19 protein-coding genes, 2 pseudogenes and 1 other annotated feature are annotated in these 26,184 nt (G+C 40.5%); of the genes and pseudogenes, 17 read left to right on the plus strand and 4 right to left on the minus strand.

The genetic code is table 11. The annotated features are described in order from the left end of the window. Positions 1-8: 8 nt before the first annotated feature. The 3 genes from JMY05_RS11780 to JMY05_RS11790 all read left to right on the plus strand — a co-directional run bounded on the left by JMY05_RS11780 (position 9) and on the right by JMY05_RS11790 (position 5,854). Positions 9-2,957, plus strand: coding sequence for a polysaccharide pyruvyl transferase family protein (locus JMY05_RS11780; RefSeq protein ID WP_201615197.1), 2,949 nt, complete (start codon positions 9-11; stop codon positions 2,955-2,957). A 663-nt stretch (positions 2,958-3,620) separates the two neighbouring features. After that, on the plus strand, positions 3,621-5,318 hold the full coding sequence (locus JMY05_RS11785) for an FAD-dependent oxidoreductase (protein ID WP_201615199.1): 1,698 nt from the start codon (positions 3,621-3,623) through the stop codon (positions 5,316-5,318). Positions 5,319-5,320: 2 nt separating this feature from the next. After that, on the plus strand, positions 5,321-5,854 hold the full coding sequence (locus JMY05_RS11790) for a hypothetical protein (RefSeq protein WP_045443120.1): 534 nt from the start codon (positions 5,321-5,323) through the stop codon (positions 5,852-5,854). 15 nt (positions 5,855-5,869) lie between these two features. Here the strand turns inward: JMY05_RS11790 and JMY05_RS14075 are convergent, their stop codons facing one another. Beyond that, on the minus strand, positions 5,870-6,277 hold the full coding sequence (locus tag JMY05_RS14075; protein ID WP_227678177.1) for a transposase: 408 nt from the start codon (positions 6,275-6,277) through the stop codon (positions 5,870-5,872). Positions 6,278-6,546: 269 nt separating this feature from the next. Next, positions 6,547-7,438 (minus strand): annotated as a pseudogene (locus tag JMY05_RS11800) (IS3 family transposase). Then, positions 7,125-7,233, minus strand: a sequence feature (AL1L pseudoknot). (Overlaps the previous pseudogene by 109 nt.) 429 nt (positions 7,439-7,867) lie before the next feature. Here JMY05_RS11800 and JMY05_RS11805 point away from each other — a divergent pair. The 5 genes and pseudogenes from JMY05_RS11805 (at position 7,868) to JMY05_RS11825 (ending at position 14,611) form a co-directional block, all read left to right on the plus strand. Further along, positions 7,868-9,018, plus strand: a pseudogene (locus JMY05_RS11805) (nucleotide sugar dehydrogenase). 189 nt (positions 9,019-9,207) lie between these two features. Further along, a complete protein-coding gene (locus JMY05_RS11810; RefSeq protein WP_201615201.1) occupies positions 9,208-10,545 on the plus strand; it encodes a glycosyltransferase family 2 protein in 1,338 nt (445 codons plus the stop codon). A gap of 69 nt (positions 10,546-10,614) precedes the next feature. Continuing rightward, positions 10,615-11,487: a UTP--glucose-1-phosphate uridylyltransferase gene (locus JMY05_RS11815; RefSeq protein ID WP_045443128.1), complete on the plus strand. Its 873-nt coding sequence runs from the start codon at positions 10,615-10,617 to the stop codon at positions 11,485-11,487. A gap of 3 nt (positions 11,488-11,490) precedes the next feature. Then, positions 11,491-13,158: a glucose-6-phosphate isomerase gene (pgi, locus tag JMY05_RS11820; protein WP_045443131.1), complete on the plus strand. Its 1,668-nt coding sequence runs from the start codon at positions 11,491-11,493 to the stop codon at positions 13,156-13,158. A 40-nt stretch (positions 13,159-13,198) separates the two neighbouring features. Continuing rightward, positions 13,199-14,611: a UDP-glucose/GDP-mannose dehydrogenase family protein gene (locus JMY05_RS11825; protein ID WP_201615203.1), complete on the plus strand. Its 1,413-nt coding sequence runs from the start codon at positions 13,199-13,201 to the stop codon at positions 14,609-14,611. Positions 14,612-14,717: 106 nt separating this feature from the next. Here JMY05_RS11825 and JMY05_RS11830 read toward each other — a convergent pair whose 3' ends face one another. Beyond that, positions 14,718-16,205 (minus strand): phosphomannomutase CpsG, encoded by a 1,488-nt coding sequence (locus JMY05_RS11830; protein ID WP_227678178.1) that lies wholly within the window; start codon positions 16,203-16,205, stop codon positions 14,718-14,720. A gap of 131 nt (positions 16,206-16,336) precedes the next feature. On the opposite strand from JMY05_RS11830, the gene mazG reads away from it, so the two are divergent. The 8 genes from mazG to yjgA all read left to right on the plus strand — a co-directional run bounded on the left by mazG (position 16,337) and on the right by yjgA (position 24,000). Beyond that, complete coding sequence (mazG, locus tag JMY05_RS11835; RefSeq protein WP_045443137.1) at positions 16,337-17,218, plus strand: nucleoside triphosphate pyrophosphohydrolase; 882 nt, start codon at positions 16,337-16,339, stop codon at positions 17,216-17,218. A gap of 71 nt (positions 17,219-17,289) precedes the next feature. Then, the gene (locus JMY05_RS11840; protein WP_227678179.1) at positions 17,290-17,589 is read left to right on the plus strand and encodes a ComEA family DNA-binding protein; all 300 of its coding nucleotides are present in this window, start codon (positions 17,290-17,292) and stop codon (positions 17,587-17,589) included. Between the two features lie 166 nt (positions 17,590-17,755). Beyond that, positions 17,756-19,978, plus strand: a complete 2,223-nt coding sequence (pcnB, locus tag JMY05_RS11845) for a polynucleotide adenylyltransferase PcnB (protein WP_201615205.1) — start codon at positions 17,756-17,758, stop codon at positions 19,976-19,978. Further along, a complete protein-coding gene (folK, locus tag JMY05_RS11850; protein WP_055123645.1) occupies positions 19,971-20,492 on the plus strand; it encodes a 2-amino-4-hydroxy-6-hydroxymethyldihydropteridine diphosphokinase in 522 nt (173 codons plus the stop codon). The genes pcnB and folK overlap by 8 nt, the downstream gene beginning before the upstream one ends. 130 nt (positions 20,493-20,622) lie before the next feature. After that, a complete protein-coding gene (gene panB, locus JMY05_RS11855) occupies positions 20,623-21,423 on the plus strand; it encodes a 3-methyl-2-oxobutanoate hydroxymethyltransferase (protein ID WP_045443143.1) in 801 nt (266 codons plus the stop codon). Between the two features lie 41 nt (positions 21,424-21,464). After that, entirely contained in the window at positions 21,465-22,373 is a 909-nt protein-coding gene (gene panC, locus JMY05_RS11860) for a pantoate--beta-alanine ligase (RefSeq protein ID WP_045443146.1), read from the plus strand. Between the two features lie 42 nt (positions 22,374-22,415). Then, positions 22,416-23,381, plus strand: coding sequence for an RNase adapter RapZ (gene rapZ / locus JMY05_RS11865; protein ID WP_083475611.1), 966 nt, complete (start codon positions 22,416-22,418; stop codon positions 23,379-23,381). A 100-nt stretch (positions 23,382-23,481) separates the two neighbouring features. Next, on the plus strand, positions 23,482-24,000 hold the full coding sequence (yjgA, locus tag JMY05_RS11870) for a ribosome biogenesis factor YjgA (protein ID WP_045443152.1): 519 nt from the start codon (positions 23,482-23,484) through the stop codon (positions 23,998-24,000). A 201-nt stretch (positions 24,001-24,201) separates the two neighbouring features. On the opposite strand, the gene JMY05_RS11875 is transcribed toward yjgA, so the two are convergent. After that, positions 24,202-24,822: a thiol:disulfide interchange protein DsbA/DsbL gene (locus JMY05_RS11875; RefSeq protein ID WP_045443155.1), complete on the minus strand. Its 621-nt coding sequence runs from the start codon at positions 24,820-24,822 to the stop codon at positions 24,202-24,204. A 449-nt stretch (positions 24,823-25,271) separates the two neighbouring features. On the opposite strand from JMY05_RS11875, the gene ubiG reads away from it, so the two are divergent. After that, positions 25,272-26,111, plus strand: a complete 840-nt coding sequence (ubiG, locus tag JMY05_RS11880) for a bifunctional 2-polyprenyl-6-hydroxyphenol methylase/3-demethylubiquinol 3-O-methyltransferase UbiG (protein ID WP_201615207.1) — start codon at positions 25,272-25,274, stop codon at positions 26,109-26,111. Positions 26,112-26,184: the final 73 nt, after the last annotated feature.

Consider the following 26,184-nt stretch of genomic DNA (forward strand, 5'->3'; position numbering starts at 1 on the left):
GTGATATTATGATTAACGAATATAAAATCCCTAGAGACAAGTTTAGTAGCTTGTTATTCGCATTATCAAATTACGAACAAGAAGACTTTGGTGAGGCAATCAAGAATTTGAATGATTATAACAAATCAATAAGGAAAATCTACTCTGATATATATTCGGTTACTAATATATCAGATGTACATACATCTATTATCATAGTTTATTCCGAATACAATGATATAGAGGAGTTTTATAAGTGCGTTAGATCTGTTTGTAAATCCAACAATGATAAATTAGAGCTTATAATAGTTAACAATTCTGTAAAACTAATTGATATTAAGAGTTTGGTTAGTGGCTTCAAAACATCCATAATTAATTTATCGTGCAATATACTACCTTCGGCGGCAAGAAATATTGGTTCGATTGTAGCCAGTGGGGATTGGCTATATTTTATTGACGATGATGCTGAAGTTGAAACGGAATGTCTTGAGACATTAAAATTAAATTATAAGCGTAGACATGCAGCAAGAGGATTGATTTATCCTAAAGACCCTAAGTTAACTACACCTAAGCATTATAATTTAGGCTCTAATATCGTGTCTTCAGAATTAAATATTGAGGGTAACTTATTAATTAGGAAGACGCTATTTGAGGCTGCGGGAGGATTTGACCCGCTTATGTTTGCTCATGAAGGAAAGGACTTAACGAGGAAGTGCAAATCATTAGTTAAAAATAATGAGATTATTTATGATCCTAAATTGATTATATATCACAATCCTAGTAATTATGAAGAACATAGTGCTAAGAAAGTTAGAAATGAGCGTTCAGAAAGGTATATGGCTTATAAAAAAAGTAATAATATTGATATTATTAAATGTTTAGCTATTGTTTCTGTTTCAGAGAAAGACTCATTCAATAATATATTGAAGCTAATTGAGCAAGAGAATGAAGTATCCATTCATTTTTTATTACTATCAGAAGATACTGCATCAATTTTAAAAAAGGTCAAAGAGTATCATCTATTACATCGAGTAACTGTATTGCCTGAAGCGTTTTCTGACTTTCATATCTTCGATAGGCTTGGATACTCACTGTTACTATTCATGAACGTTAATGCATCTTTTAATGAATCTGATATAAAGCGTGCATCATCAGATTCTCTTAGATATGCAATTATTAAAAGTATATCAGATCAAGATGCATGGATAACATATTTAAATCTTCTTAATAGTTCTTCTCCAAACGAATTAGCGAATAAAGCTATGGATATGGTAGAAGTTTCTCATAATAAAGATAAAATACTTTATAAATTAGATAGGCCTGAAAGTCCTAAATATCGTGAAAGAGACGATATAATAGTTATTAGTTTTTATACTACGGATGAATATTATTCTGAAAAAGCTAATGAGCTTAAAAAAGAGCTTAATTGGCTAGGTATACAGCACGATATTCAACCCATTAATATACCAGATAATTTGGCATGGCCAGACATATGTAGAAAAAAAGTAAATTATTATTACACGCTTTTTAGCAAACATAGAAAAGAGTTTAAGAAAGTAGTTTGGATAGATGTCGATTGTAACCTTAATTATCTTCCATCTTTTATACACGATTTTGATGTTGACTTTATGGCGTTTAGAAGAGGTTTTCCTCATAGTAAACACTTAGAGAAAAATAGAACTAGACACTGGGAGCCTTGCTTTTTTGTTTTTAAATCATCATCTCAAGTTTGTTATGATATGCTCAAATACGCTTCAGACTTAGAAACTGAAATGCCAACATTGAAGGCAACTGACGATTATTTTTTTGAAGAGGCGTGGAGGAAGTTTGGGTCGGCTTTAAGTGTTTTTGAGATTCCCGGAGAAATGTCTTCTAGAGGAAACAAATCACAATTCAATCCAGTTGAATCTAGAAGTCATAGTGTTTTCTTTAAATTTGGAGATAGCGGTAACGTTGCAGACTATAAAGGTAAGGTTATACAGCATTCAGTAGCTGCTAATACAGTTTCAACAAAACTAATAGTCCAGAAAGATAAAAAAGCGTCTCTACCGACTTTAATTAATATTGCCAGAACTGATAAAAAAGATATTTTTGATCCTGTATGTACGTTTGGAAAAGGATTTACTGAAAATGAGAGAGAATTGGTCAAATCTCTAACGAACTATGAATTTTCAGAAAACCCTATACTTTTAAATTGGTGGATAAGACCAGCACCAGGGAATATGGGAGATTGGTTATCGCCTTATATTCTTAGTAAGGTAGCGAAAAGATCCGTGAAGTATGCTCCTCCTCCGAAGGCGAAAGTAATTAGTCTAGGATCGGTTGGTAAATTTATTTCTGATCATCACACGGCTTGGGGCACTGGAATAAGTGCACGACATACTGATATGAATAAGAACGCGCGGTATTTGGCGGTAAGAGGGCCATATACTGCAGAAGCAATCAGTTTATCAGGTGGCACTAGCCCAAGAGTTTTTGGGGATCCAGCTATATTAATGCCAGATTTATATCAACCAAGAAAGATTAAAGGAAATGATAAAAAACAGTACGGCTTAGTTAGGCATTTTATACATCAAAATAGTGATTTAACTATAGATAGTGATATTCGTGATATTAACATTCTACTTTCATCACAAAATGATATTGAAAACTTTATTGATCAACTATTTGCTTGCAAAGCAGTTGTGACTACCTCATTACATGTGATGATACTATGTTTATCTTATAAGATACCGTGTCGATTAATTGATATTACTGAACAAGAAAAATCTGTTCATGGTGACGGTATAAAGTATAAAGATTTTTATGAAGGCGTAGGTATTAAGCCAAAATTGCATGTTGATTTTGGTTCAATAATTACAAAGTCATCAATAGAAAGTGCAGTTGTTGACGATGATTTTATTGATAGGAGTCTAATTGACGAACTTCGAAAAGTATTACTTGATGATATATCAAATAATCCATTGTCATATATATAACTTTATAAAATAAAATCGACTAATAGTATTGACTCATAGGAGTAAAATTAAACTTTATATAAGGGGTAACCTTAGATAAATAAAATTATCTAAGGTTACCCTTATATTATGATGATAATAAGTAAGATTGACATCATGCTGATTTTTTTGTGACAGTATATATTAGAATAGATTAATAATTTTTTTTCAGCGGTAGACTGTTATTTCCATAAAACCAGTTTTGTATGAGTGCTAGCTTTAGAAAGTTTAGATTAAGATATGGAGTATAATAGAATTTTAAAGTGACAAAAGGATTTGGGTACTCTAGCATCAGAGATTCTACTAATCGACCTATGTATTGTGATAATTAATCGGGGAACCACAACAGATAAAAGGTAAATATTACACCATCTTTTCATAGCTTTAAGTTGCTTAGATTATGGTCCATAATTAAACTTACTTTATAATAAACAGCATTAAGCTGAATGTTGAGTAACTCGTCAGCTGTCTGAGCTGTTGCTTCAGCTATAAAAAATTCTAGTAGCCATAGCTGTGATTTTTTACTTAACTTACAACGGGTTACCCTCATAAAAGAAGTTTGTCATAGTTCTTATCTACTAAAGCTCCGATCCAATCTGCTGTTATAGAGTTCTCAACACCTTTTAATAAAATCTTGGAGGCATAATGGATACGATTAATAAAGATGTAGTTATATATGGCGCAACATTTTCGGCTTGTGTTTGTGCACTAAGAATTGCTAGAACAGGTAAACAGGTTGCTATTGTGGCTCCCGAAAAGCAATTAGGCGGCATGATTACAGGTGGTCTTGGTATCACTGATGCAGCCAATGTTCGTATTTGGTGGGGTGAGGCTCAGGAGTTTGCAGATGCTATGTCCGCAAAAACAGGATATACAACGCCTCGATTGAAGTGGAATTTTCCTGCAAGATACGCTAAAGAATGGGTTGATGCGACAATAATGGCCGAAGATAACATTGAGTTGTTTCTAGGTGAGTCTATCTATTCAGTTGCTAGGGATGGTTATTTATCTAAAGGAGGTTATCTTGCAGATAGTAATAACTTTGGAAAAATTAGAGAGATAGTTACTGCTCAAAACAAATTTAAAGCCTCTGTTTTTATTGATGGTTCATATTCTGGTATGTTGATTGCTAAGGCTAACGTAAAACATGGAATTGGTAGGCAGCCAAAAAGTTTATTTCATGAAATAGCAGCTGGACGACTTATTAATGATGAGCCGCAGTTTAAACAAGATTTAACTGATGAGGATGGTGATCTTATGAACTGGGCACAGTTTGTAGAGACCTCAACAGAGGGTAGTGCAATGGCCATGGGTTTCAGACTCATGGTAACTAATGACCCTGCTCGGTCCGTTGGATGGCCAGCACCCCCGAATTATAATGAAAATGATTTTCAAGATGAAATTTTAGACGCTAATCGTAATGGATCATTATATAATAAACTACTAGGTTTCAGGGTTTTCAAAAGAGTAGTCTATAATGATATGTATTGTAGAGAAGTGATGCCTGATTATGAAGCAGCAACAACAAAACAACGTGAAGAGTTTTGGCTAAGTTATAGTAAATCAAAAATTGAACGCTTGGCATACTTAGATGAATTTGCGACCAATGGTGCTGACTTTGGTGGACCTTTAACATGGGAATATGCAAGCACAACAGATGAAGCTAGGCGAAAAGAAATACGTGAACAGATAATGTATAAGATGCTCGGTCGTTTCCATACATTTGCACATTCGGAAAAAGTACCTAAAAAAATTCGTGATGGAATGGCAGAGATTGGCTTGACTAATAATAACTTTGAAAATGATTACATTGGGGTTCCAGGTTGGTCGCATGAATTATATCAAAGAAACGGACGGTATTTGCAAGGTGCATCAGTCATTAACGAAAAACACGTATTGAATGAAAGTAGATGGGCTGACCAAGTGGCAGTTTGCGGCTATTTTATGGATAGTAAATACATACAACAAATAGCAACGTCAAACGGTAAATCCATTCGTGACGGTGACTATCAGGCAACATATTTCGAAACTGATGATGGCTCACATAAGGGTCGTCTAGAGCGTTATCGTTATTTTGGAATACCAATGTCAGCAATGGTTACAGAGCCGGGTGTATGCGATAACTTAATATCCATATGGTGTATTTCTGCTACTAATGGAGCTTTTAATGCTATACGTCTTGAGCCATCTTTAAGCAATGTAGCATTAGCGGGCGCTGAAATGGCGATTGAATCAGTAGAGTCAAATGTGCCTGCAAGTATGCTAAGTTATAGCAGGGTAAGAAAAAGGCTCGAGGATGCAAATGCTGTATTGTATAGATACTTTGATGGAAAGGGTGTGTGATTATGAAATGGATAAGCAAAAATGGAAGCGTCAAATCAAATACAAGTTGTGATACATCAATTTTATCAAATTACATCAATTTACATGGTGCAGGCGTTGCAATTTCATCGCCTGATGGTACTCATGGTCCTACCGAAATCGTAGTAAGTCAAGATGGGTGGGCATTTTTAGAATTGGATTTATCCCAACTTGGTGAGCAAGTAATGCAAGTTAACGCAAATGGCTGGTACGTTTTAGATGATTTATATATTTTTGCACCGAGCGGCGAATATCCGATAGACAATATTATTAGCGTTACAACTAAACCAAACGGCGCAGGCCGTGAGATTGTTTCAAACATATCATTATCTAACATTAATAATCATAAAGAGTCTATTAAAGCAGTATCTATGTATGATAAGCCCATTAGAGCACCATTTTTGTATTTTAACTTAACTGGTTCTGCTAAAGTAGGCAAGGTGTTAGCAGTTTTTACAGGTAAAGTATTGACTAGCCAAACGCCTATTTCTACCAATTATGATAAAAGAAATATTTAATTCCACTGAATATAGTCAGTTCACAATAAAATTAGTACAGCCCATATCATGAAACAGTTTAGGTAAATCATTCTCCATCCAACTTTGGCGTAGAAATTTTGCCTGTGCCCACTTTTTCTCGATGGGATTTAGATCAGGATTGTAAGGTGGCAACCAAAAAATACGATGTCCATGCCTATTCAGTAGCTTTTGAATGTATTTGCTCTTATGAAATCTAGAATTATCTATAACAATCATGCATTTAGTCTTAAGGCTTGAGATCAACGTGTGTTTGCACCAATGATAAAATATGCTGCTATTAATGTTTTTCTCAAAGTAATCAAGCGCAAACAGCATTTTTTCATAGAGCGTACCAATGACATTAGTACGCTTTTTTGCTTGCCAGTTTGTAGCGATCAATACCAGGTTTACCGATAGGTGCATATCCGTAAGGTCTTATGGTTACAGCCTCAAAGCCACTTTTATCCATAAAAATAATGGGAAAGCCTTGCTGCGTAAAGCTAACAGGCTTATTCTGTTATATTGCCCTTTTTATTGCCCTTTTTATTGGACAGGTTTTTGGATGCTATAAGGTCTTTTTTTTGACTGAGTCCAAGACGCTTTAAAGCAGTGTGTATGCCTGTCTTACTACAGTTAAAGCGCCTAGCTCGTTCTGAACCGTCCCGACTTTATCGGAGGTTGATTTACTTGAGTCAGGCAGCTATGCCTAACAGGGTTAAACTATCATAATACCGCTTTTCAAATTCAAAAGGCGATACATAACCAATCGTGCTATGCAGTCGTGTTTTGTTAAACCAGTCTGCCCATTCAAGGATTGCCAGTTCAATCTCATTTACGCCAGTCCAGTTCTGCTTTAAATAATGAATCACCTCAGGCTTATAAAGGCCATTAACCGTTTCAGCTAATGCATTGTCATACGAATCACTAGTTGTGCCGACAGAAGCGATAATGTCAGAGTCAGTCATACTAGTAGTGTAGTGGATAGACAAATACTGCACTCCTCTATCGCTATGATGAATTACATCCTTGGCCTTGCTTTTACCGCGCCAAATGCCTTGCAATTGATACTGTCTCACTATCGTTCAATGGTACAACGAGCAACACATATTCCATCAGCTTTCATCTGTTGCCAGCCTTTACGCACACCATAACGGAATTTACTGTCCTGCCAGATACCTTTAATCTTACTGATATAGAAATCGTCATGCTAACTACGCAATGAGCGCTTTTCAGGGCAATCTTCTAAGTCCTTAATACGCTGATAGATAGATGGGTCAATCGGTAGTACCTTACAGATTGGCTCGATCCCATAAAAATGCTTGTTGTCGTCAATAAACTGAACCATTATCTCATTTAGCGGTCTAGCTCTTTAATACGTTGCTCTTGGCTTTGAGATTGTACTTAGGAAGGAATGGTTTGGTCTATGTGCTTCTTGTGCCATGATCGTAAGGTTTCAGGCGTGCAGCCAATTTTAGATGAGATAGCTTGAATGTCTAACCATGTGGAGGGGTAGTCGCTTGATGCTTCAATCAGCATGCGAACGGCGCGTTCTTTAATCTCAGGAGTGTAGGTTTGTCTTTTCATTGTCGTACTCTCTCAGAATATTAAGTCTCCGACAATACCGGGGCGGTTAATAAGTTAAAAAGCAGCATTTATTTATGATAATCAGAGAGTATTATGAATTAGATGCTGAACTATCAAGTTATTAAGACGGGAGAAATCGAGGTGTTAATGACTGGAAAAAATGCTGTAAGAGAAGTGATCTTACAGCTCAATTCTCTTACAATGAAATCAAGAAACGCTGTAGTATTGCTCATCTAGGGTATTAATTGAATAATACTAGCCAGCAAGAATATGGCCAGACTTATTAGAGAAACTTGTGGTATCGTCTGTCGTTAGGTTCAGATTACTATGTTGTTATTAACGACAGTGTTATAATCTTATAAGGGAGTTATTTACAGTATTGTTTAATCTCTATCTTATACTGTGAATTTTGTAATAAGTCTAATAAATATGAAAAAAATAACTATCGTAGGTACAGGGTACGTTGGTCTATCGAATGCTTTGTTACTTGCACAACAGCATACAGTGATAGCTTTAGATATTAACGAAAATAAAATCAATAGAACTAATCAGCGACAGTCGCTTATCGATGACAAAGAAATAGAAAACTTTCTAGTTCGTAAAGAGTTGGATTTATTTGCGGCGACAGATAAGGTACAAGCTTATACAGATGCTGATTATGTATTAATAGCAACTTCTACGAACTATGATACAGATACCAACTCTTTTGATATCGTAGCGTCGAGGCAGTAATCAACGACGTATTGGCAGTTAATGCTGGTACTCTTATTATCATAAAATCTACTATTCCAGTTGGCTTTACGCAAAAAATGAAGAGGAAGCTCGGCATAGATAACCTTATCTTAGCTCCTGAGTTTCTGCGAGAAGGTAAAGCACTGTATGATAAGCTGTATCCCTCACATATTATCGTTGGTTAGCAGTCAGAGCGGGCTGCAGCCTGTGCAGTTAAAGAAGACATTGATATTTTATTCACCAATAGCGTTGAAGCAGAAGCTATCAAGTTATTTGCCAATACTTATCTTGCTCTGCGCGTCTCTTACTTTAATGAGCTTGATACTTATGCAGTTGTGCATGGTTTAGATACTGAGCAAATCATCAAAGGCGTTTGTTTAGATCCAAGGATAGGAGATTTTTATAACAATCCCTCCTTTGGTCATGGTGGTTACTGTCTACCTAATGATACGTAGCAGCTATTGGTTAATTATGAAAATGTACCGCAGAATTTAATACAAGCTGTGGTTCCATCAAACGATACTTGTAAAGAATTTATCGCTAATGATATAGTGTCGAGTAATCCAAAGGTCGTTGGTATTTATCGTTTAATAATGAAAGCGGGCTCTTATAATTTCCGTGCTTTAGCGATTCAAGGTATTATCAAACATTTAAAGCTATTAGGTACTACTGTCATTATTTATGAGCTTAAGCCTGATGAAGATAACTTCTTAGGTTGTAATATGATTAATGACTTAGATATTTTTAAAAGTAGGTCAGACGTTATAGTAGCCAATCGTATCTCAGAAGAATTAGAAGATAGCTTAGATAAAATGTATACGCCAGATCTATCAGGTTCAGACTATTAATTAGGCTTAAATTTGAAATACTTTACCTACGTTAGAGACAAGCAGTTTGCTCATGCGCTAGCAACTTTAAGCCCTAGGATACGCTATATTAGTGCTAAGCGACGTTGGTATGCAGCGCGCTTAGGCTTGTATAGTACTATTTCAAAAAAATCGTCATGGTTACTAGTAAAGACGCCAAGGCATACATTAGTGTCTACTATAGCCAATATTAAGCGTCGAAACTTAACCGAAAATATGGCTAAAAGCCATATAGAGCATATCTTATATCGTAAACGCTACCGCCAGTTTCATAATGAATTTATTAAAGAAATAATATCCTTCTATCCTGAAATGATATTTAATTTTTTAAAAGCGCAGAAAGAAAAGTCAGGTATGTTAGATATATCCTATTATCAGGGGCTATATATTGCGCTTTTACAGCAGTATTACCCACTAGATACTAACATCAATAATTATTTAAGTAGTTTTTTATCATACCAAGCAGATAATGAGTATACAGATAAAAGATGTCTCTACAATAATATAGCACTTCATATGCCACTGGCTAAGCTTTCCAATTTAAATCAAATTTTTACTCATCATCAGCTTAGTCATATACAACTGTTCGATGAGCATCAGCAATTCATGGTAACCAATTTAAGTGCAGTAGAGCAGCAGAAAAAGTTACAAGATAATAATCAGCTGCATAAAGTGACCGTTATGATCACTACTTATAATGCCAGCGAAACGATAGATAGCTGTATTCATAGCCTACTACAGCAGACATGGCAAGATTTAGAAATAATAGTGGTTGATGATGCCAGTACCGATGATACCTTACTGCGTTTGCAGCACCTAAGTGCTCACAATACCGCTATAAAAGTTATTTCTCTACCAAAAAATACAGGTACATTTGCTGCCAAAAGCATTGGTGCACAATATGCGACAGGTGAATTTTTAACCTGTCAAGATTCTGATGATTGGGCACATCCACAAAAAATAGCAGAGCAAGTGCGGCCATTGATAGAAGACGCTAGTATCATTGCCACGACATCCCATTGGTTGAGATTAGATCATGATGGTCAATATTATGTACGTCAAATATATCCCTTTCTGCGTCAAAACCCAGCTTCGCCTATGTTTCGTTTGCAAACAGTTAAACAAGAGAGTGGTTTGTGGCATATCGTAAGAACGGGTGCTGATAGTGAGTTCTTTGAACGCTTAAAGCTAATATATGGCAATGAAAGCATTGTAGTCATCAAAAAACCGTTAACCATCGCCAGTCATCGCCCTAACTCCCTAATGACATCAGAGCAATTTGGTATTTATAATCGTACAGCAGCGCTGGCTCGTTTAGACTATTGGGAAGCATGGCGACTATGGCATATAGACAAACTTCATCAAAAAGCGTGTTTGGTTATGCCTAGTGTCGAAAAACAAGCAAATGCTCCACAAGCTTTATTTGTTGGAATACCAGATAGCATTCAAGTAGATATGCTGAATTTAAAAGAAAACTTAGCCACACATATAGTATTGAGTAAGCTTTGATATGAACTCTAAATAAAACTCTTTATTACATACTAACGATAAATATTAAGCTAATAGGATTTTTGAGGTATGAACAAAATCACCCACGCCGTTATCCCTGTTGCTGGCTTTGGCACCCGTATGCTACCGCTATCTAAATCCGTGCCAAAAGAACTGTTACCACTTGGCAATCGGCCTGCTATTCATTATGTGGTTGAAGAGGCGATTGCTGCTGGTATTAAGCATATTGTCTTGGTTGGTCATGCACAAAAGAGCGCGATTGAAAACTACTTCGATATCAATGCCGAGCTGGACAATCAGCTGCGTCACAAAGGTAAAGATGAGCTAGCCGATAGCTTAAACTGGCTGCCAGATGACGTGACCGTATCGATGATACGTCAAGGCAAGGCGTTAGGCTTAGGTCATGCGGTACTCGCGGCTCGCCCCATTATTGGTGAGCATGATTTTGCCGTATTGCTTCCAGATGTGGTACTCGATCCTTTTACGGGCGACATGGCTGCTGATAACTTAGCCTTTATGATTGATGCTTTTGCTGAAGACAACCATTCACAGATATTGGTGGATAACGTTGCTGATGAAGATGTGCATAAATATGGTATTGCTAAGCTGAGTGATACCAGCAATATTGATAATCAAATAGACATAAATGCCAGCTTTAAAGTCGCGGGATTTATAGAAAAGCCCAACTTAGCCGATGCTCCTTCTAAGTTAGCAGTCGTTGGTCGCTATGTGTTTAGCAATCATATCTTTGATTATTTGGCCAATACCAAAGCCTCGGTCGGTGGTGAAATTCAGCTGACCGATGCTATTGATGCACTGATTAGTGAATACGGCGTGAATGTCACGACCATGCGCGGCGACAGCTATGATGCAGGCGATATGCGCTCCTATATGCAAGCATTTATCTATTTTGCCGAGCAGCAATTAGCAAATGAAGAGTAATCAATGAGCGATACGAAAGATAATAACAAGTATAGTAGTGCTCGAAATTCTAAGTACTGGCAGCAATTGCAAGAATTAGCGGCACAGCCATGGTCGCTGGATAAACTATTTACGCAAGATACTGAGCGCACGAGTCGTTTTAGCACTCAAGTTGGTGCACTATATATGGACTATAGCAAGCAATGTATTGATGAACAGGTACTGGCAAGTCTTTTGCAGCTAGCAGAAAGCTGTGAATTGCCCACAAGGATTGATGCACTTATGCAAGGTGCGATGGTCAATACTAGCGAGGAGCGTGCTGCCTTGCATACAGCACTACGATTGCCAGAGTCTGCCAAACTAGACGTTGATGGGCAAAATGTCGTCGCTGATGTGCATGATAGTCTGTCTCAAGTAGCACGTTTATCTGAACGTGTCCGTAGTGGTACATGGCGCGGATTTTCTGGTAAAGCCATCACGGATGTGGTCAATATTGGTGTTGGTGGCTCTGACCTTGGGCCGCTTATGGCGACGACCGCGCTAGATGAGTGGGCAGATACCGACATTGAAGTACATTTCGTCTCTAATATGGACGGTACTCAGCTTGATAATTTGCTCAAGCACCTCAATCCTGAGACCACCTTGTTTATTATTTCGTCCAAATCATTTGGTACGGTTGATACGTTATCTAATGCTAAAACAGCATTGTCATGGCTGCTTGCCACTGCCAAGCTGCGTGCAGGTACTGAAGACAGTGTGCTACGCCGCCACTTTATTGGTATATCTGCTAATAGCGAAAAAATGAGTGCTTGGGGTATTCATTCTGAGCATCAGCTACAGCTTTGGGAATGGGTTGGTGGGCGTTTTTCTTTATGGTCGGCGATAGGACTGGCGATTGCTATTCGTATTGGTATGGCTGGGTTTAAAGCGTTATTAGCTGGTGCGCATAGTATGGATCAGCACTTTGCTCAGGCTGATTTTGCAGAAAACGTGCCCGTATTATTGGGGCTACTGGCTGTTTGGAACAGTACCTTTTTACAGGTGAATGCCCATACAGTATTGCCCTATGATGGTCGTCTCAGCTATTTACCAAGCTACTTAACCCAGCTTGAGATGGAGAGTAATGGTAAATCGGTCACCCAGCACGGTGATCATATTGATTATGATACCTGTCCGATTCTGTGGGGCGAGATTGGCTCTAACGCGCAGCATGCCTTTTATCAGTTGCTACATCAAGGCACACAGCAAGTGTCTTGTGACTTTATTGCTTGTGTGCGCCGCTATAGTGGTCAATCGCAAAACGCGCCATTACAGCAGCAGCATGAACTGTCTTTAGCCAATTGTCTAGCACAGAGCCGAGTGCTGGCTTTTGGTAATGCCGCAATCCAAGAGTCTGAGGTTCAAGTAGCTTCTGCCGCTGATAAATACAAATATTACCGTGGCAATCAGCCGTCAACGACATTGCTAATCGATGAGCTGACGCCGCACAGTTTGGGAGCGCTGATTGCGCTTTATGAGCATAAAGTCTATGTCATGGCCAGCATTTGGGATATTAACCCGTTTGATCAATGGGGCGTCGAGATGGGTAAGCAAATGGCGGAGTCTGTACATCAAGCCATGCAGCAAGCAAGTGAGAGTCAGTTTGACAGCTCCACTAACCAGCTGTTAAAACATATTCAGCAGTTGTCTTGATCGTTTTGCTACTAAGTCAATAATTATTAAAGGTGAACGCATGAGCGCTGTTTCTATAAATGACAATACACCTAAATATACGCATGAATCTAAACCACAAAGCACTGCAAGCAAGCAAGTTTGTGTGCTTATTGGTCATAGTATTGAGGCCATTACTAGCGCCGTGGTGCTGGCAAGTCTCGGTCATCGCGTGCATCTTTATGCAGATATTGAGCTATTGACGCAGCAAATACAGCAATACGGCTTTGAGCATCATTTGCAAGCACTGTGGCAAATGTATGAGCAGCAGCAGGTTATTATCAGTACAGCATTACCAGCTAGCGCTGACACGTTAATACAATATTATGAAACGACAAATTTTAGTGACAGTCGTCACATTAATGAGAGCAATGAGATTGACGACCAAAGCACCGTTGCGCTTTATTGGTTGTTTTTAGACAGTATCAAGCCAGCATGGGCAGAAGCCAGCTGGATTACCGCCTTCAACCACAGCCATCAGCAATCGTTACCCGTGATTATAAGTGGCACTGAGAAACTAGGGGTTGTCTCAGCACTGGCGCAAAATTTGCAGCGCGCGTGGGTCTATTATGTGCCGTTTGTATTCTTGCAAGACGGTGAGGTTTATAGCTCAATGCTAAGTCCTTCACTATGGTTACTTGGTGAAAAAACAGCCAACAGTAGCCAGCATCTAGAAGTATTAAAGCCGTTAATGCAGCATGCGCGTGCCGCTCATCACGCTGATATCGCAACGATAGAGTTTACCCGTAGCAGTATCATGGCGATGCTGGCGACGCGAGTGAGTTTTATGAATGAGATGTCACGCTTGGCGGACAGTCAACAGGTTGATATCAAACAAGTTAGCCGTATCATGGGGCTAGATGAACGCGTTGGTAGCAGCTATCTACAAGCAGGCTGGGGCTTTGGTGGTAACACACTACCCACTGAACTGGCTAAGTTACAGCAGTCCAGCCAAACGCACAGTTTAGATATGCCGCTATTACAGTCAGTCATGCACATCAACGAAGACCAAAAAGAGCTGATATTCCGCAAATTCTGGCAATATTTTGATGGCTTTATTGACAATAAAACGGTGATGATTTGGGGCGGTAGTTATAAATCAGGTTCAGGACGTACCGCAGGCTCAGCCATACATCCATTACTAACGTTATTATGGTCTTATAATATTCGTACTTTAGTGTATAGCGATAAAGCACAAGATGAACTTGCCATGCTTTATCAGCAGCAATCATTACTGAAATTGATTAATAATCCTTATCAGCAGCTAAGTGCCGCACAGGCGATTTTTATCATTAGTTGGTCGCCACAAGATCAACTAGATATTGCCAAGCTTAATCAACACGCGATGCCAGTATTTGATGCACAAAATGCTCTGACTCGATTACAAATAAATAGCTTAGTAGGCGATTATATGGGTATTGGTCGGTCTAAATAGCGTTATTCAAGATTCAAGTTTTTCAGTTACTAAAAAAGCTCGTTGATAATTATCAGCGAGCTTTTTTGATTTTTAGTCGAAATCACTTATATTAAATCGTATTCGTTTACGCTGGTACAGCACCTTGGCTAGCAAGCCATTGCTGAATCTCTTGTATTTTGACTTTGAGCAAATCTTCGTTACCACGACTTTCGATATTAAGCCTGATTAGTGGCTCGGTATTCGATGCGCGCAAGTTAAAACGCCACTCTCTGAAGTTAAGACTTAAGCCATCGAGCGTCGATTTGGTGGGATTTTCGCTGCTAAATTTTTCCTCAATAGCGCTAATAATAGTTGGCGCACCATTTGTTGTGAGTCGAAAATTAAGCTCGCCTGAACTTGGATAGGCTTGAATATAGCCAGTAACCAATTCTGATAAAGTCTTACCAGTGACAGACAACAGCTCAATGGTGAGCAGCCATGGAATCATGCCGCTATCGCAATAGAAAAAGTCACGGAAATAGTGGTGGGCAGACATCTCGCCGCCATAAACCGCGCCAGAGTCACGCATGACTTGCTTAATAAATGAATGTCCAGATTTACTGATGACAGCCTTACCGTTATGTTCTTTAATCACGGCTTCAGTATTGTAAATGACCCGTGGATCGTAGACGATTGACTCATTTGGGTACTTATTCAAAAATGCTTGGGCAAGCATGCCGACGATGTAACTGCCATCAATAAATTCACCATGTTCATCGAATAAAAAGCAGCGGTCAAAGTCGCCATCAAAGGCAATGCCAAGGTCGGCTTTATTTTCCAAAACAGCTTGCTGAGTCGCCACTCGATTGGCTTCAATCATAGGGTTGGGGATGCCATTGGGGAAGCTACCATTTGGTGTATGATGCAGTTTAATCACTTCAATTGGCGCACCAGCTTGTGCAAGCTTTTCAATCAACAAGTCAACTACGGGTCCCGCACTGCCATTGCCTGAGTTAATCACTAATTTAAGCGATTTGAGCTTATCGGTATCAATAAAAGTCATGACATGATTGATATAAGCGCTTTTATCAGTTAATAATTGCAACGTTCCTGATCGGTTTTTAGTGATAAATTTCCCAGACTCTGCCAATGCTTGAATCTCTGCCAAACCATCATCAGCACTGATCGGCTTTGAATGTTCCTTAACCAATTTTAAGCCGTTATAGTTAATAGGGTTATGACTGGCTGTGACCTCAATACCACCCAAGGCCTGATAATAACTGGTGGCAAAATAGACCTCTTCTGTACCGCTCATGCCCAAGTCAATCACATCGACACCAGCATCTATAATACCAGCGATGGTCGCTTGTTTTAATTGCTCGCTTGAATGGCGAATGTCACTACCAATAACGATGGCAGGTTTTAGATTTACCATATCATTGTCATGAGCCTCAACCGCCGCACCATAACGCTGAAATAAAATCTGTGCAAAAGCACGACCAATACGGTAAGCAATGGCTTCGTTTAGATTTACCCCAAGCTCGCCGCGAATATCATAAGCTTTAAATGAATCAATAATAATGGGATTAAATGCAGTTTCTGGCTGATAACGAATGGTCGCAGACGTAGACATAATGATAAAATTCCTTGCGCGTGTGCAATGATAAAATAATAAAGTAGATAGCACAATTATAAGCCAATCAAGGTTCAATGATACACTAACTGCTAAATTGAACGATAAGCAAAAATATAAGAGCCTCCCTTATGAATACTCTCGACAATAAAATAGTAGCGCCTACACCAGCACAAGGAACGCCAACTGCTAGTGGTGAATTAGACGATTTATTGGCGTTGATGGCACGGCTACGTTTTGATTGTCCGTGGGATAAAAAACAGACCAATCACAGCCTAATTCCTTATGCGATCGAAGAGGCTTATGAGCTGGGCGAAGCGGTACAAAGCGATGACGATGAAGATATCAAAGGCGAGCTAGGCGATGTGCTGCTGCAAGTGGTGTTTCATTGTCAAATGTATGCTGAGCAAGGTCGCTTTGATATGAGTGACGTTATTACTACTTTACAAGAAAAGCTCATTCGTCGTCATCCGCATGTGTTTGAGGCTGAAACCCTTGAAGATGACACGGCGGTAAAAGCTCGTTGGAATGAGATTAAAGCAGAGGAGCAGCAAGCGCGCGAGGCACGAGGCAAACCAAAACGTCGTTTAGACAATACCAAAGCGGGCAGTGCGCTCATGCAAGCGCAAGATGTACAAAAACAGGCGTCAAAGTTAGGGTTTGACTGGGAAGGCGTTAGCGGTGCTTTTGATAAGCTAGATGAAGAGATTGCCGAGTTAAAGGCTGAATTGATAGATAAATCAAAAGATGTTGCTGAATATAACACAAGCAAAGCCAATATTAGCGATATTGAAAAAGAGCTGGGTGATTGTATGTTTGCGCTGGTCAATGTGGCGCGCAAACTCAATCTTGATGCAGAAGCAGCCACCTTAACGTGTGTGCATAAATTCAAATCACGTTTTGGTTATATTGAAGAACAGTTAGCTGCGGCTGGCAAGCGTTTAGAGGATAGTGATATTAACGAGATGGATGCGTTATGGGAAGCGGCGAAACAACATGAACGATCGTCATGAACGCTTATCATACGGCCTCGTTTGTTAGCTTGGTCAATATGGCTGTTTTCAGTCTAATATTGGCGGTTTTTATGTTGAACAGTGTTCAAGCTGCGCCTTGTTTTGATAATCCTCAAAGGGCTTATGAATATCTATTGGCGCAAGAAAGTGCCAAAATACAGGTACGTGACCAAGCCATCATTAATATCAATCGTGCTAGTGAAGGCGCGCTCGTTTCATTAAACGGTATCGGCAGCAGCAAAGCCCAAGCAATTATTTTATATCGTGAGATGTTTGGTGATTTTAAGACAGTGGATGAGTTAGCAAAGGTCAAAGGTATCGGTGCAAAAACGGTTGAGAAAAATCGAGGACGTTTACGCGTACAAGATTAAGGGCAGTATTTTGCTTTAATTAATCCTAATATTGACAAAATAGCACGTAAGTATCAGTCATAACACACCTACTAGGCGCAAAATTTGTTAAACTAGCAGGTACATCCGCCTGATAAACGCTGTGTTCATCAGGGGTGGTTAAAGAATACCGGCGAGGAGTAGATGCATGGCCGAGCGTGCCGCCAAGCAGTTAGAACTGAATAAATCTGAATTACCCAATTCCATTACTGAAGTGATTGCCACCTTAAACCGAGCTGGGTTTGATGCCTATATCGTCGGTGGCGGCGTGCGTGATACCTTATTGGGTTTACGTCCAAAAGACTTTGACGCTGTCACTGATGCCAAGCCGCATGAGATCAAAGACGTCTTTGGCAAGCGCTGCCGCATTATCGGTCGCCGCTTTCAGTTGGCGCACGTGTATTCAGGCCGTGAGTTGATTGAGGTTGCTACCTTCCGTGGTCCACCAATCAATGATGCTAATACCAATCAAGACGGTATGATCCTGCGTGATAATGTTTGGGGTGATATCAAACAAGACTTCTCTCGTCGCGATTTCTCTATTAATGCGCTTTATTATCAACCACTTAAAGGTGTGGTTCATGATTTTTGCGGTGCGCTTGACGACATTGATAATAAAATCATTCGACTGCTCGGCCATGCGCCCGTGCGTATCGAAGAAGATCCAGTCCGTTTGTTGCGTGCTTTACGTTTCAAAGCCAAGCTCGGTTTTGAGTTTGATGACGAGTTAGCCGATCAGTTTCATGATGGCAACTGGGCATTGCTTGAGCAAATATCACCGCATCGTCTCTATGATGAAACCCAGAAAATGTTTACCGGTGGTTATCTGGTGCCATTATTGCCGCTATTGTTTGAGTCAGGGGCGATTGATAGCTTAATTATCTATCCACCATCTGAGCCGAGTGCACTGGTCAATCAAGTCGCTATTAATACCGACAAACGTATTGCTGCTGGCAAAAGCATCAATCCGGCGTTCTTTTATGCCGCGCTATTATGGGAAAACTATCTGCATCAGTTGGCAAAAGCCAAGAAGCGCAATATGCCGTTTGCTGAAGCGCAAATGCACGCCGCTGGTAAAGTGATTGATCGTCAACGTATCAAGACCGCGATTCCTAAATTTGCAGAGCAGTTTATCCGTGATATCTGGATACTGCAGCCAAGACTTGCAGCCCCGCGTAGCAAACAAATCGTCCAACTCTCTGAGCATCCACGTTTTCGCGCAGGTTTTGACTTTTTATTATTGCGTGAGCAATGCGGTGATGCTGAGCATCCGTTATCAGAGTCGACCAATGGTATGGGCGATTGGTGGCAGACCTATCAGACATTGTCTGAACGAGAGCAGCAGCAAGCCATTGATGATTTTGATGAAAATATTCGTCGCGGTGCCTATAAAAAAGGCCAACAAGCGCAGCGTAGCCGTGGGCGTAATCATCAAAATTCAGAGTCAAATAGCATCGATCACTCAATATCTCATCAAAAAAATACCAAGCACAGCAAAGCCAATGATACTGCTGAGCAGGGTAGGAATGATAAGAATATGGTAAATGACCCGTCAAATATTCCAGCACGTCGTCGCCGCGCTGTCAGTCAATCAGCCTCTGTTAAGCAATCTGGTGGCAATAACAACAAGCACTATGAATCGCAGCAAGTAAGTCAAGACAGCCATGAGCTTGCTCAGTTACGACAGCTATCCCTTGCCAATAGCAGTAACCAAGCGGCAAATAAACGCCATCATTCCAAGCCTGCACCACTTTTTGTAATTGAGCACGAAAAAGTCGTGCCGCCATTGCAGAAGCAGCTATCAAATGGTGATAAACCTGATAGTCGTCAAGGGGCGGCGCAGAAAAAACCTGCCCATAAGAGTGTATTAACTGAGAAAGCGCTAAAAAATCAGGATGTCAGTTCTGATGCTAACTCTTATAGTAAGGCTGACAGTAAGCCTGATCGCTCAAATCAAGCTCAGCAGCCAAAAGCAACACAGTCAAAGGTTACGCCTTCATCTGTGGCTCGTTCGGTAGCAAGATCGCCTGCGCTCGTCAGTATGAATAACGAGCCGATACCTCATAAGCGTCGCCGTCGTCAGCCGAGTGTAGAGAGTATAAATCTTGCTAGTAACACAGAGATGCAAGTAACGACTAACAACGATGTTAAAGCTGCAGCAAAGTATGCAAAAAAAGCACCTAAGCCAGCAGCCCAGCCTACTGATAAAACAGAGATTCCGGCTAAAAAACCAGCCAAAACGACAGAAGCAAAGTCTGCTAAAACCAGCCAAGCTGCTAACGGCAATGTTGGTATGAGTAGTGTAAATGACAATAAAGGCCCTATCCCATCGAAACGTCGCCGTCGCCAACCTAGTACTGACAATGTCTAATATTACTAATGATGCGGGCAACGCGAATTGGGTAACCTGCTACGTAGGTTTGGGTAGCAATTTGTCTAACGACTTGGGTTCACCAGTAGAACATTTGCAGCAGGCAATCGCAGCGATGCAAGAGCATAAGCAAATACGTGCGGTTCGTGTTTCTTCGTTTTATGCTTCAGCGCCTATGGGACCGCAAGATCAGCCTGATTTTGTTAATGCCGTCGCTGAGTTTGAGACGATATTGCCGCCTTTTGAGTTGCTTGCTTACTGTCAACAGTTAGAAAAAGAGGCTAAGCGTGCACGAATACGGCGTTGGGGTGAGCGTAGTTTGGATGTCGATATTTTGTTATACGGTGAGGCGCAAATCACTGAGCCACAATTAACCGTACCGCACGCTGGATTGTTTGAGCGTAATTTTGTCTTATTACCACTGCGAGAGTTAGCTCCAGCGCTTATCATTGCTAGCAAGTCGATAGATGACTATCCGCCTAGCAAAGATTGGACAGGCTTAAAATTACTGTAGCCAATCTACTATAAAAGAGTGAAAACGCTTACCTCTTTTAAGGTGAATCACCTATAACAAACGATTGCTAAAAGTTTTGATCACAATCAGAATAATAGCTAGAGACAGCTAAAGGTTAATCGAGGATCATATGACGACGTTATCTACTTTAAAAAAATTCAAAAAAGACGGCACCAAGTTCACTTGCTTAACGTGCTATGACTCGATGTTTGCACGAATGATGGAAAAAGCAGAGATTGATACCATTTTAATCGGTGACAGTTTGGGCATGGTGGTGCAGGGTCATGACTCAACGTTACCCGTGACTGTCAATGACATGGCTTACCATACGGCCAATATTGCCCGTAGCAATAAACACGCGCTGATTTTGGCTGACTTGCCGTTTATGAGCTATGTAACCCTGCCAGAAGCGGTTGCCAATAGTCGCCAGCTGATGCAGGCGGGCGCGCATGTGATTAAGATTGAAGGCGGTAGTGAGCTTTGCGATTTAATCACGACTTTGGCGCAAGCAGGGACGCCTACTTGTGTGCATTTAGGATTAACACCGCAATCAGTCAATGTGTTTGGTGGTTATAAAATCCAAGGTCGTGGTGACGAAGCGGCTGATAAATTGCTTGCTGATGCGAAAGCAGTCGTTGCGGCAGGTGCTGCGCTGCTAGTGTTGGAGTGCGTACCTGCTGAGCTTGCAAAAGTAGTGACGGAAGCCGTCGCAGTACCAGTTATTGGGATTGGTGCTGGTGCAGATACGGATGGTCAAGTGTTGGTCATGCATGACATGCTAGGTATGACGCACGGCCGTGTCCCGCGCTTTATTCATGACTTTTTGACCGATAAGCGTAATAGCGCGCACAGTATCGAAGGCGCATTTGCCCTTTACCAGCAGTCAGTACGTAAAGGCAGTTTTCCAACCGAGCAGCACCAGTTTAGCTAATATTTTAGTTTTTACGATTATCAGTAGAAGAATAGTTAACCATGCCAATCATTCATCATCATATCTCCGCATTGCGTACGGCTTTACAGTCTTATCGTGGACAAAAAAATGACAATCAAGATGGCCCACAGCGTATCGCTTTAGTGCCAACGATGGGCAATCTGCATGCCGGTCATCTTGAATTAGTAAAAATAGCCAAGCAACATGCTGATATCGTGGTGGTTAGTATTTTTGTCAACCCTACTCAATTTGGCGAGGGAGAGGATTTTGATAGTTATCCTCGCACGCTTGATGAGGATGTCGCAAAGCTAGCAACGGTCGATACTGATTATGTGTTTGCGCCCAGTATTGAAGAGATGTACCCAGTCTTACCGCCACCGACCTCCGTTCTTGCAGGTGCTATTACCACTCAATTATGTGGTCAATCACGCCCTGGGCATTTTGACGGTGTTGGTATTGTTGTCTCTAAACTGTTCAATATCGTACAACCGGATATGGCTGTTTTTGGACAAAAAGATTATCAGCAATTAGCGATTATTAAGCAATTGGTACGTGATTTAAGTTATCCCATTGAAATTATAGGGGCACCTATTGTCCGCGCTGCAGATGGTTTGGCGCTCTCATCGCGTAACCAATATTTAAGTGCTACTGAGCGTGAGGCAGCACCTGTCATCCATCAAGCGCTACAATATTTAGCAAAGCAGTTAGAGAGAGGCGAACAGAGCCAACAAGCCGTTCAGTCGTTGCTAGCAGAAACGGATCAGCGTATTACGGATGCTGGCTTCATTATTGATTATTTAGACATTAAAACCGATACGCTAGAGTCTCTCACTAATGATACTGTAACTTTTAATGCAGAAAATGAGAATTTGATGATTCTAGTCGCTGCTTGGCTAGGACGTGCACGTTTGTTAGACAATCAATTGGTGACGGTGGATCAATCGTTGTGACATAGTAATTTGCAGGATGCAATGGACTAGAATGGGTGAATCATGGATGTGAGTCAGGGTGAAAATAACAGTCAATCTGAGCAGGCAGCGTGTAAAATAGCAACCGATAAGCTCAGTATCCTAGTGGTATCAGGGCGTTCAGGCTCAGGTAAAACCTCAGTATTGAATATCTTAGAAGATTTAGGATATTATTCTATTGATAACTTACCGTTATCCTTATTGCCGGATGCTGCGCATAAATTGGTCAATGAAAGTGGGATTCGTCGTATTGCGCTTGGTGTTGATATTCGAACACCGCGAGCGGATCTATCCAACTTTGCAGAGATGCATGCATCCCTAAAAAAAACATATGGGGCGCATGCGGTCAAAGTAGTGTACGTGACCGCGCAAGAAAGTACCTTGATAGCACGTTTTAATGCGACACGCCGCGTACATCCGCTGATGTCACAGGATATCGATAGTGACAATGCTAAGCACATTGCTTTTAATCTACCTGCCGCGATTAAAAAAGAAGTGGAGCTGTTAGAGCCTATCGCAGGTCATGCCGATATCAGAATTGATACCAGCAATTTGAATATTCATCAATTGAAAGACAGCTTGCGTGAACATGTCGGCGTGGACAATCAGATTGTGATTAATCTGCTGTCTTTTGGCTTTAAATATGGCAGTCCTATTGATGCAGATTTTGTCTTTGATGTGAGAATTTTGCCGAATCCGCATTGGAATCCTGAATTGCGTACTTCGACAGGTCTAGACACGGAAGTTGCCGCATTCTTTGCCGACTATCCAGAAGTGGCTGAGATGACTGATGATATAGATAAGTTTTTAACCCGTTGGTTGCCCGAATTTTTACACAATAACCGCCATACAGTGACAGTGGCTATTGGCTGTACTGGTGGTAAGCATCGTTCAGTATTCATCACCGATAATTTACAACGTCGTCTTGCCGATGTTATGCCGCAAAGTATAAAAGTGCTGGCGAAACATCGTGAAAAAAATCGTTGGTAGTTATTGGTAAACACTGGGGCATATCTTCATTTTTATGACTATTCCTAAAATGAGGACATGCCCCTGTTAATTTTATTATTTATTATTTTGGAAAGCTTTTATGATTGACTGGAAAGAACAGGATATGCGCGTCTCGCGCACTGAACTCAAAAAAGCCCATGAGCGCTTGCAGAAGTTGTCGATACCACTTGCCAGCTTATCGAAAAAGCAACTCAAAAATCTGCCAGCCAGTGACTATTTTATGGCAGAACTCATGGCATTGGCCGATATCACCAGCGCTAATGCTCGTATTCGCCAAACCAAGCGCGTTGGTAAGCTGATTAGTGAAGAAAACCGCCACGAATTGGTAAAAGCATTATTTGATGCGTTTTTCCCTAAAGAACAGGTCTCAAAAATAGAAAGTTGGTTTGAGCGTTTAAATATTAATGATGAAGGGACGCTTAAGCAGTTCGTTAAACAATACCAAGCATCTGAACAAAATAGTATGTATCAATTACTGTTATGGATTGAGTACGCCAAACATACCCAAGATGATGAGCTGATGGCAGAGTCTAAAGCAGACTTAGCCAGTTATATTCGTGAAGTCACTATTTTGTCGCAATTGAAAAAAGAAAAATAATAAGATGATAGCGACTAAGTAACTTTGACCACTATTTATACAATATCTCCACTTATAAATTAATGTAGTCTGCAAATAAAAAAAGCCAATCATCAAGTGATTGGCTTTTTTATGGGTAAGAGCATTTAGGTACAAATGACACTTGTGGATAAATGCTAGTCCCTAGTTTATAACGGTACCTAATTTATATTAGTACTTAACCTATTTCTTTTCAGCACGCACTTTGTCAACCAAATAGTCAACGACTTTAGGTACAGTAGCACTTTCACCAGTTACAACGTATTTGCCTTGCACGACGACTGCTGGCACACCAGAGAGCTGATAACGCTTAGCGCCTGCTTGTGAACGACCAATTTTCGTACCAACGGCGAATGAATTATAAAGGCTGTTGAATTTCTTCTCATTAACGCCTTTCGATGCATACCATTTACTTAATGATGATTGGTCAAAGATTTTCTTACCATCTTTGTGAATGGCATCAAATAGCGCGTCATGAGTCTTGTCTTCAAACCCTAGCAGCTGAGCGGCATAGAAACCACGAGCGTTGGCTTCCCAGACAGGGTTAAGCGCTGCTGGCGTTTTGAAAAAGGCAACGTCTTTGTCTTTGTTTTTAGCCCATTTTTCCATATGTGGGTTAAGAACGTTACAATGCGGGCAACCATACCAAAAAAACTCACGAACAATGATAGCATCACCGCTGATTTTTTCTGGATTGTCTAGCACGCGATAGTCTTTTCCGGCGACATAGTCGGCAGCTTGTGCGCCCATAGTGGCAAGTCCAATGGCCATGGCCAGACCAGTCAATGTGATGACACGTTTCATACTTTATCCTTGAGGTGTGAAAACTTAGGGTTTGTTGAGATGTTTTAGTATCGTATGGTTTTGGGTATAGCGCACAGGTTTTTAAAGTGCCCAAACGAGACAGCGTCGAGTATAATCGAACTATAGTGACGTATCGACTATAATAACGTAAAACATGGTCGCTTGTGAATCCGATTCTTAACTAATGGTTGTAAAGCTGTGAGCCATTATTTAAGGCTTATTTCACCGTGTTTTTTGGAATTTTTTTAGCGTTTTATTATTTAGGTTTCGGGCTGTTTGAGGCATCTATCCTCTAAAAAAACGGTACAGAAAGTATGAACGTTTGCTAAGAGTATTCACAATCGGTGACGATGTACTCACGACAAAGCTGCCGCTCTCATGCTAATATTAGGTACATAATTGTGCACTGTATATGATTACAACGATAATGACAATAAAGGAAAAATGCAATGAGCTCAGCTCTATCTTCCTCGCCTTCTTTGAATGAGCAAGCAAACAGCAGTCTTGATGATACAACGGCTACCGCCATTAATGTAGATCCTAGCGAAGTCGACAAGTTTAATAAGTTGGCAAGCGAATGGTGGAGCAAGACGGGTGCATTTGCGACTTTGCATGAAATAAATCCACTGCGTCTAAATTGGATAGAAGAAAACGTCAAGCGTAGTTATCAAAATGACAGTGCTGATACGGACATTCATAAAACGGCTGAAACCGGCTTGGCTGGAAAAAAAGTGCTCGATGTCGGCTGTGGCGGCGGTATATTGTCAGAGTCTATGGCACGTCGCGGTGCGGATGTGACAGGGATTGATTTGGGTACCGAAAATCTGAAAGCGGCAGCGCTGCATGCAGAGCAAAGCGCTTTACATGAGACGTTGCGCTATCAGCATATCCCAGTAGAAGAACTAACCAAAACTCATGCAGGTCAGTTCGATGTAGTGACTTGCATGGAGATGCTCGAACATGTGCCTGACCCCAGCTCGATTGTGCAGGCGTGTTTTGAGTTATTGGCACCAGGCGGTGTTTGCGTGCTATCGACGATCAATCGAAACCCTAAATCATATCTATTTGCCATCGTTGGGGCAGAGTATGTATTGCGTTTGCTCGATCGCGGCACTCATGACTATGCCAAATTTATTACGCCAGCCGAGCTAGACAAAATGGCAATTGATGCTGGATTCACACGTCAAGATATCATTGGCTTGCATTATAATCCGCTGACCAAGCGCTATTGGTTAGCTCAAAATGTCGATGTCAATTACATGATGGCAGTACACAAGCCACTGGCTTAAGCTGAATGCCGTATTTGGTTGTTTTCATGCCATCCTATTTCACTCAACACCTTATCTATATTAAGAGCATTCA

This window comes from Psychrobacter sp. JCM 18902, assembly GCF_904846615.1.
Classification (GTDB): Bacteria; Pseudomonadota; Gammaproteobacteria; order Pseudomonadales; family Moraxellaceae; genus Psychrobacter.